Genomic DNA, 8,814 nt, shown 5'->3' with positions numbered 1-8,814 from the left:
TCTGCTAGGCGCGCTTGCAATTTCGCTTACGGGGCTCTCACCCTCTCTGGCTTACCTTCCCAGATAATTCTGCTATCACTCACGCTGCCACGTCGCAGTCCTACAACCCCAAATGATAAATCACTTGGTTTGGGCTCTTTCCTCTTCGCTCGCCGCTACTAAGGAAATCGATTTTTCTTTCTCTTCCTGCAGCTACTTAGATGTTTCAGTTCACTGCGTATTCCTTTGAATGACTATCTATTCATCATTCAATAATGCATCGCTGCATTGGGTTCCCCCATTCGGACATCTCCGGATCTTAGCGTACTTACCGCTCCCCGAAGCTTTTCGTAGTTCGTCACGTCCTTCATCGGCTTTTAGTGCCTAGGCATTCACCGTGCGCCCTTTTCTACTTGACCTTACTCAAGAATTCTCTTCTCGGTCGCTCTACAATCTGTTCTCTTTGATTGTCTCGGTTTTTTGCTTGGATTATATTCAGTTTTCAATGTACTAACTCCTGACTTCTTTCGAAGTCAATGGAGGCTAACGGGTTCGAACCGATGACCTCCTGCGTGCAAAGCAGGTGCTCTCCCAACTGAGCTAAGCCCCCAAGTGCTTTTTAAGCCAGACATAACTGTAACTCTTTTTGCTCGTTATGTCAATGGGCCTAAATGGACTTGAACCATCGACCTCACGCTTATCAGGCGTGCGCTCTAAACCAGCTGAGCTATAGGCCCGACTAACGCTTGGCGTTTATTCTTTTTTCTGAGGTACTACCCTCAAAACTAAACAAAGTTTCTCAGTGTGCTTCCGCTTGCTCTGGATACTTCTCTTAGTATTTCTACTCTCCATATCCTTCGCTTCCTTAGAAAGGAGGTGATCCAGCCGCAGGTTCTCCTACGGCTACCTTGTTACGACTTCACCCCAGTCATCTGCCCTGCCTTAGACGGCTCCTTCCCGAAGGTTAGGCCACCGGCTTTGGGCATTGCAGACTCCCATGGTGTGACGGGCGGTGTGTACAAGGCCCGGGAACGTATTCACCGCGGCGTGCTGATCCGCGATTACTAGCGATTCCAGCTTCGTGCAGTCGAGTTGCAGACTGCAGTCCGAACTGAGAACAGCTTTCAGAGATTCGCTTGCCTTCGCAGGCTTGCTTCTCGTTGTACTGCCCATTGTAGCACGTGTGTAGCCCAGGTCATAAGGGGCATGATGACTTGACGTCATCCCCACCTTCCTCCGGTTTGTCACCGGCAGTCTCATTAGAGTGCCCAACTTAATGCTGGCAACTAATAACAAGGGTTGCGCTCGTTGCGGGACTTAACCCAACATCTCACGACACGAGCTGACGACAGCCATGCACCACCTGTCTTAGCGTCCCCGAAGGGAACTCCGTATCTCTACAGATTGCACTAGATGTCAAGACCTGGTAAGGTTCTTCGCGTTGCTTCGAATTAAACCACATGCTCCACCGCTTGTGCGGGCCCCCGTCAATTCCTTTGAGTTTCAACCTTGCGGTCGTACTCCCCAGGCGGAGTGCTTAATGCGTTAGCTGCAGCACTGAGAGGCGGAAACCTCCCAACACTTAGCACTCATCGTTTACGGCATGGACTACCAGGGTATCTAATCCTGTTCGCTACCCATGCTTTCGAGCCTCAGCGTCAGTTGCAGACCAGAGAGCCGCCTTCGCCACTGGTGTTCTTCCATATATCTACGCATTCCACCGCTACACATGGAGTTCCACTCTCCTCTTCTGCACTCAAGAAAAACAGTTTCCGATGCAGTTCCTCGGTTAAGCCGAGGGCTTTCACATTAGACTTATTTTTCCGCCTGCGCTCGCTTTACGCCCAATAAATCCGGACAACGCTTGCCACCTACGTATTACCGCGGCTGCTGGCACGTAGTTAGCCGTGACTTTCTGGTTGATTACCGTCAAATAAAGGCCAGTTACTACCTCTATCCTTCTTCACCAACAACAGAGCTTTACGATCCGAAAACCTTCTTCACTCACGCGGCGTTGCTCCATCAGACTTGCGTCCATTGTGGAAGATTCCCTACTGCTGCCTCCCGTAGGAGTTTGGGCCGTGTCTCAGTCCCAATGTGGCCGATCAGTCTCTCAACTCGGCTATGCATCGTCGCCTTGGTAAGCCGTTACCTTACCAACTAGCTAATGCACCGCGGGGCCATCCCTTAGCGACAGCTTACGCCGCCTTTCAAAAGCTGATCATGCGATCTGCTTTATTATCCGGTATTAGCACCTGTTTCCAAATGGTATCCCAGACTTAGGGGCAGGTTCCCCACGTGTTACTCACCCATCCGCCGCTCGCTTTCCCAACGTCATTACCGAAGTAAATCTGTTGGTTCCGCTCGCTCGACTTGCATGTATTAGGCACGCCGCCAGCGTTCGTCCTGAGCCAGGATCAAACTCTCATTTTAAAAAGTTTGAAATGACTTCATTTCGATTATTTAAGATCTTTGTCTCAAATTTATTGCTTGCGAATTGACTTCGCTTTTTGTTTGGGTTTTTACACCCGCACACTTTTAGCGAAACTTTGTTCAGTTTTCAAAGTACTACCTCCGTCCGGTTCAACCAGACGGCTTTTATATTTTATCAAACCCTCAAGCTCTTGTCAAGAACTTTTTTGAATTTGTTTTTCGTCATCCGCTCGAGTTATTCATCTCTTGCTTGACGACATTTAAATATGTTACCAGCTTCTTCTCCCTTTTGCAAGTACTTTTTTCATTTTATTGATTTTTCCTTTGCTCAGGCTTCTTATTCAAGCTGTGCCGCATCTCTCGAAACGACTTTATTAATTTACCCTATTTCTGCTCTTCTTGCAAGTTCGCCCTTTCGTTCGCGTTGTCATTAGTTCAGATAACTTTTTATCGCTTCATGCTCTTCAGCATAGCAAAAATACTACCATTAAAATTAATGATAGTATTTTTATTAGCTATAATCCGAACTATCTATTCGAAATATTTTTCAAAAAACTTTATTTTAAATCAAAATTCCTTCGCAATGATCTACTTCATGCTGAATTACCTCCGCAATAAAATCCGTAAACTCTTGCGTCTTCGTATTAAGATTCATGTCTTGATATGTCACGGTAATCGTTCTATAGCGTTTAGTCTTTCGTTCGCCACTCAATGAAAGGCATCCCTCTTCAGTCAAATACTCACCACTCTTTTTTGTAATTTGCGGATTAAGCATAACTAATGGAAGAAGTCCTACATAAAAAGCAATGATTCTTTTATTTTTACCAATCATATTGGCTGCTAGTCCGACGGCCTTGTCTCTATTCGCCAAAAGAGTATCTCGCAAATCTTCCGCAACTTTCAAATCTGCACGATTTGCACTCGTCGACTTTTGACTCAAAAAGAGTTGGTCATGAATAATATTTTGCGCTGTCATAAAATCACCTTGTGTCGTTAATATTTTTACTAATTATAATAGATATTTTGGAAGTGAATAAACAGTGAACAACCAAGCATTTCAAAAATTATCGCCTAATCATCCATTAACTAATGAACAAAATAGTTTGATTAACCGAATTATCAAGTTTGCGGCTGCGCATTTACAAAACAAAAACATCCCGGCTGTTTTTACTATCTATGGTGATGCTGGTACTGGCAAAAGCGTGATTCTCTCATCGCTATTTGATCGGATTCAAAAACTAAGCCGCAACAATACTGCACCATTTTCAGGTACGCAAAATTATTTTTTAGTAAATCACCCTGAACTGCTTAAAGTCTATAAACAAATCGCGTGGCCACTACAAGAACTTTATAAAAAAGACTACATGCGGCCTACTTCATTTATTAACCAATTAGATAAAAAGCAAAAGACAGCGAACATCGTAGTAATTGATGAAGCGCATCTGCTTTTATCGCAGCCAGATCATTACAATAACTTCTATCATAATAATCAGCTTGAAGAGATTATTAAACTAGCCAAAGTTGTCGTTCTTGTTTTTGATGAATATCAGGTGCTGCGCATGAAGAGTTTTTGGACTAAAGAGCGCTTGGAACAAATTACGCATCGCTACGCCCACGAAGAATATGTTTTACATCATCAATTTAGGATGACGGCTCCGGATAATCTGATCAACTGGTTTGATGCTTTTACTCAAGGAACTTTGCGGCCACTAGATAAAACCATGTGGCAAAATTATGATTTCCGTATTTTTACCGATGCCGAAAAAATGCGCCAGGAAATCATTAAACGAAATAATGAAGAAGGTCTAGCGAGGGTTCTTTCTACATCCGGCTATCCTTCCACCTTAGACGGCGGCAAACATTACATTAAAGAAGGTAACTTCAAAATGCCGTGGGATCAGTACAATTACACGTCAACGCCATGGGCCGAGATTCCGGAAACCATCAATGAGGTTGGTTCTATTTATACTTGTCAGGGTTTTGATTTAAATTATGCCGGCATCATTATTGGACCGCCAATTAGCCAGGTTCCTCATACTAACAAGCTGCAGGTTAATTTAGACAAAATCACCGATACAGAGATGTTTAAAAAGCGTAACGATCTGACCGATTCTCGAGCTAAGCTTAAATATGAAGAAAAAATGGTACTAAATTCGCTAAATGTTCTTTTCAAACGTGGTATCAAAGGCACTTACCTCTATGCCCATGATCCATATCTGCGACAAACTTTAAATAGCTTGTTCATTCAAGCAAATTGTATGTAAACATTTTCGCTTACATTTTCTTAATAATTTTGAACTTGTATGGACCAAGTATCGCGCTAAAATGGAGATTAGACATGTTTAAGGGAGGCCCTCAAAATTTTTAAGAAAACAATTATCGGGATGGCTGCTGTCACTTTGCTAGGCGTTTCAGCACCTACAGTTAGTGCTAAAACAGCAACTCCTGTTCAAGCGAGCACATATTCCAAAACAGAAATGCGCAGTTTTGTACGCAATGTTTTTGCTCAAAACAATAGTCGCGGCAGTGCTGTAATTATCAAAAATGGTCGTCCGCAGCAAATTAGCTACGGCTGGGCTTGGTACGGCAAAAAGATCGGTAACGGAAACGAACAAGTAGTTTATCCAACTGGTTCTCTGCAAAAGATAATTACTGCAGCCATGGTTATTCAATTAATGAATGAAAAATGGCACACCAGCGAGCGTTTTACTCAAAACACCAAAATATCACGTTGGTTCCCTAACCTTAAAAACGCCGACAACATTACAGTCGGTGAATTAATGACCCATACTTCCGGCATTACTGCAACAGGTACCGAAACTGACCGCGGCAGCGATAGTTCCGAAGAAGAAGCCATTAATTGGGCTATCAATAATGCAAATTCCACTGATCCCGGCACTTCCGGAACTTATTCTTACAATAATACAAACTATATTTTGCTTACCGGCATTATCAGAAAAGTCAGCGGCCAATCTTATGAAGAAAACTTCAACAGCCGCATCATTAATAAATTAGGTTTAACCAATACTTATCTTTACCAAAACATCCCTAGCGGAAAAACAGATCCAATTTCTTACACTTGGGACAACGGCAACAACTATCAAGATCCACAATATGTAAAAAGATCTTTAGCATCTCAACTTCCAGGTACAGGTAACATGTTTACCACTCCAATGGATTATTACAAGATTCAAGTTGGTTTAACCAATGGAACCATTTTAAGTAAGTCAGATTTCCATTACCTTACTCACTTAGACAGTAAGGTTAATGATTATTCTGGCGGTGTACATATTGAAAACAACGATACTATTAAATCTGCTTACGGCAATTTAACTGGTACTCACTTCGGTATGTGGTTCGAAATGACAACTGATAATCGCAACGGTTTGATTATGTTCTTAAATCAAACTTCAGGCGATGAAGATGCGCAAAAAGCAATGGGCTTGCAAATTTTGAATCATATTAGGGCTAACACTTTTACAGATGATTAAAACAAAAACAGCTTTCTACAACAGAAAGCTGTTTTTCTTATGCAAATAAATATGTGTACATCTCACTAGTGAGCGGCGTTTCGAATAATAAATTCATCCCTACGGCTGGCTTTTTCTTAGCACCAATCAATTCTTCCTTAACCGACTTAGGATCAATTTTTGCCTCACCTAAATAGAAGAACTGCTTGCCTTCCGCATCACTTCTTTTAACAAACAAGTGAATGTGCATCCCTTCAGTATGTAGCAAGCGCTGCACTTCTTCCGAATTTAAATGACGTGGCACTCTTGTATACCAACGCAAACTTCGACCATTTTCTAACGTATTATTGTAGATTGCATTGCGCTTTTGATCATCATTCTTCTCATAAGTGATAAACATTGGCGTATCGTGTTCGCCAACGCGATAGCCATACATTGGAGCAGAAACATCTTTGGGCCAGTTTAATAAACGGCAAGCATCTTTACGATCATATTGTTGATACAGAGTAAATTGATGCAGATTGTCATACGACTCATTTAATTCCAGCCCCGTTTTAATTACGTCTTCTGCCAATCGTTTAAACCAATTATTTTGCTTAAGTGTGGCGGCTAATTTTTCATTCAGTTCATAATCAGGCAGATTGCTATGCTCAATTAGCGGCAGATCGCCATATTGAGCTTTTTTCGTTGTCTTGCCCTGCTTAACGTCGAAAAATGACAAAGATAAAATGTCTTCAACTGACTGCAACACTGCTTCATTCACATAACCACATTTTTGCAAAAGACTGACGTAGTCTTCTTGCTTTACTTTGCCGTTTTTGAAAAGCAAATCTAGCAAAAGCAATTCATGTATTCTTTTACCATTTAATAATTCCTTGGTCAGAAAAGTTAATACCTGATTTTCATATTTGCTTAGCTCAACAGATTCACCCATTTTTTGTAAAAAGGTCGCATAGTCGTCCAAGCCATGATTATTCGCAAAAACAAGCGGTGATACTGAACCATATTGGTAAAAGTCATACAAAAGCGGAATACGACCAATTTTATTTTTCAATTCTTGATAGCTCTGCCGCAATTCACGCAGGCCATCGAGTTTTACCTGATCTAGCGATGCCAAAATTTTTTCAGAGGCCACTTTACTGAAGTTAATCGTTGAAACATCGATCAGATTTGGCAAGCGAGTCTCTCTTTTAGCCCGGTCTTTGTCACGCGAAGTATCCTGATTTAAGGCGATCGGGATCAAATAATTATTTTTATAGTTACCGATAAAATCAAGCGCCGTCACGAAGTTTTTACCAGGATATTTTCTAAGACCTCTCCCTAATTGCTGCGCAAAAACAATACTCGACTGCGTGTTGCGCAACATAATAATCTGATTCAAAGCCGGAATATCAATCCCTTCATTGAACAAATCAACGGCAATAATATATTCGATTTTTCCGTTAGCCAGTTTGGCAATAACTTCGCTCCGGCGTTTTTCACTATCTTCATTAGTCAAAGCAATTGCTGGATGACCTTTTTTAGAAAACAAGTCAGCTAATTCTTTGGCCTCATCCTGTCTGCTGCAAAATACCAATCCTTTGGCTTGCTTGCCGCAATAGCCATAATAATCAATCTCTCTTAAGACATAATCCACACGCTGTTCAGAAACTAAGTAGCGTAAGCCCGTCGTTTCATCAATCGTCTCGCCATCTGCTTCATAATCCTGCACGCCAACATAATGAAACGGCGCTAGCATCTTTTCCTCTAGTGCATCCCGCAAACGAATCTCATAGGCCAAATTATAATCAAAAATTTGGTACACATTTTGTTCATCCATTCGCTCAGGAGTGGCCGTCATCCCTAGTAAAAATTGCGGCTTAAAGTGCGCCAATATCTTTTGATAGCTTGGCGCCGCTGCTCTGTGCGCTTCATCAATCAAAATATAGTCAAATTCATCTTCAGCTAAACTAGCTAACACATCTGTCTGACTTAAAGTCTGTACTGTCGCAAAAATATATTTTCTGTTTAATTCATGATGACTGCCGCTAAGCAAACCAAAATCTTTTTTCGAACCGCCAATTACCTTGTAAAAACTTTCAAGCGACTTCTTCGCAATCTGTTGACGGTGGACAACATACAAAAACTTTTTCGGCTTAAAGTCTTTTACAGCAAAAGCACCTAAATAAGTTTTACCCGTTCCTGTTGCGGAAACTACTAACCCGCGCTTTTCGCCGCTAGCAACTAGTGCATTCAAATTCTTTAACGCCGCTTGCTGCATCTTATTCGGCGTAATCTTTTCAACGCTTTTACGGACAACATTTGCTTTAGGCTTTACCCAATTTGCTTTGTATTCTTCCAGCCATTCGCTAGTGATATCAAAACTATTTTGCTCAAGCAAAGCAATCTTTTGTGCAAACTGCTTGGTTAAATTCGCTTGGTTATTCGAACTAACTTTTAGCGCCCACTCATAATTACTAAGCACAGCTGACCGAGTAAAGTTGGCACTGCCTACAACGACAGTTTGGTAATTTTCATGTTCAAATAAATAGCCCTTAGCATGAAAGCCCGCTTTTGTCGCAATTTTAATTTTTAAATTCGGTATCTTCTGCAGCTCTTTAAAAACACGGGGATTATTGAAGTTAAGATAATCGCCTGTAATGATCGTGCCTGAAACGCCCTTATCAGCTAAATCGGCTAGCACCACTTTAAGTGGTACGAGCATATCCTGTGTGATAAAAGCTACTGCCCAAGTAAAACTCCGGCAGCTAGATAATTCTTCGCGTAAAGTAAACCAGATTTTTTCTTGTGCATCATTACCTAAAACTCTCGGTCCAAATAATTCACTGCCAGGATATCTCTCATCCTCAAAACCGTTTAAAATTGCATCCCGCATCACCGTCATGTTTTTCACCTCGTTAATTGATTCTACTAAAAAAGCACTCGCTTTTTA

Annotated in this window: 4 protein-coding genes, 2 tRNA genes and 2 rRNA genes; 2 read left to right on the top strand and 6 right to left on the bottom strand. The window is 41.6% G+C overall.

Going from position 1 to position 8,814, the window contains the following annotated elements:
* The 5 genes from WS44_RS06050 to WS44_RS06030 all read right to left on the bottom strand — a co-directional run.
* A 23S ribosomal RNA gene (locus WS44_RS06050) occupies window positions 1-398 on the bottom strand; the annotation flags it as partial.
* A gap of 118 nt (window positions 399-516) precedes the next feature.
* Window positions 517-589, bottom strand: a tRNA-Ala gene (locus tag WS44_RS06045).
* Window positions 590-641: 52 nt separating this feature from the next.
* Window positions 642-716: transfer RNA gene (locus WS44_RS06040), tRNA-Ile, on the bottom strand.
* 132 nt (window positions 717-848) lie between these two features.
* A 16S ribosomal RNA gene (locus WS44_RS06035) occupies window positions 849-2,412 on the bottom strand.
* 562 nt (window positions 2,413-2,974) lie between these two features.
* On the bottom strand, window positions 2,975-3,388 hold the full coding sequence (locus WS44_RS06030; protein WP_013436901.1) for a peptide deformylase: 414 nt from the start codon (window positions 3,386-3,388) through the stop codon (window positions 2,975-2,977).
* Between the two features lie 64 nt (window positions 3,389-3,452).
* Between WS44_RS06030 and WS44_RS06025 the strand changes: the two genes are divergently transcribed.
* Both WS44_RS06025 and WS44_RS06020 read left to right on the top strand, forming a co-directional pair.
* A complete protein-coding gene (locus tag WS44_RS06025) occupies window positions 3,453-4,676 on the top strand; it encodes a DUF2075 domain-containing protein (RefSeq protein WP_046433664.1) in 1,224 nt (407 codons plus the stop codon).
* A gap of 213 nt (window positions 4,677-4,889) precedes the next feature.
* Entirely contained in the window at window positions 4,890-5,903 is a 1,014-nt protein-coding gene (locus WS44_RS06020; protein ID WP_179943687.1) for a serine hydrolase domain-containing protein, read from the top strand.
* A 37-nt stretch (window positions 5,904-5,940) separates the two neighbouring features.
* Here WS44_RS06020 and WS44_RS06015 read toward each other — a convergent pair whose 3' ends face one another.
* On the bottom strand, window positions 5,941-8,766 hold the full coding sequence (locus tag WS44_RS06015) for a DEAD/DEAH box helicase (protein WP_046433663.1): 2,826 nt from the start codon (window positions 8,764-8,766) through the stop codon (window positions 5,941-5,943).
* Window positions 8,767-8,814: the final 48 nt, after the last annotated feature.

The sequence above is a fragment of the Lactobacillus sp. N54.MGS-719 genome (assembly GCF_000980505.1).
Classification (GTDB): domain Bacteria; phylum Bacillota; class Bacilli; order Lactobacillales; family Lactobacillaceae; genus Lactobacillus; species Lactobacillus amylovorus.
This window is presented reverse-complemented; position numbering and strand designations above follow the sequence as displayed.

Bases quoted from the DNA above. Each gene is read 5' to 3' on its own strand.
- WS44_RS06030 (WP_013436901.1), bottom strand. From the start codon at position 3,388: ATGACAGCGCAAAATATTATTCATGACCAACTCTTTTTGAGTCAAAAG.
- WS44_RS06020 (WP_179943687.1), top strand. From the start codon at position 4,890: ATGCGCAGTTTTGTACGCAATGTTTTTGCTCAAAACAATAGTCGCGGC.
- WS44_RS06015 (WP_046433663.1), bottom strand. From the start codon at position 8,766: ATGACGGTGATGCGGGATGCAATTTTAAACGGTTTTGAGGATGAGAGA.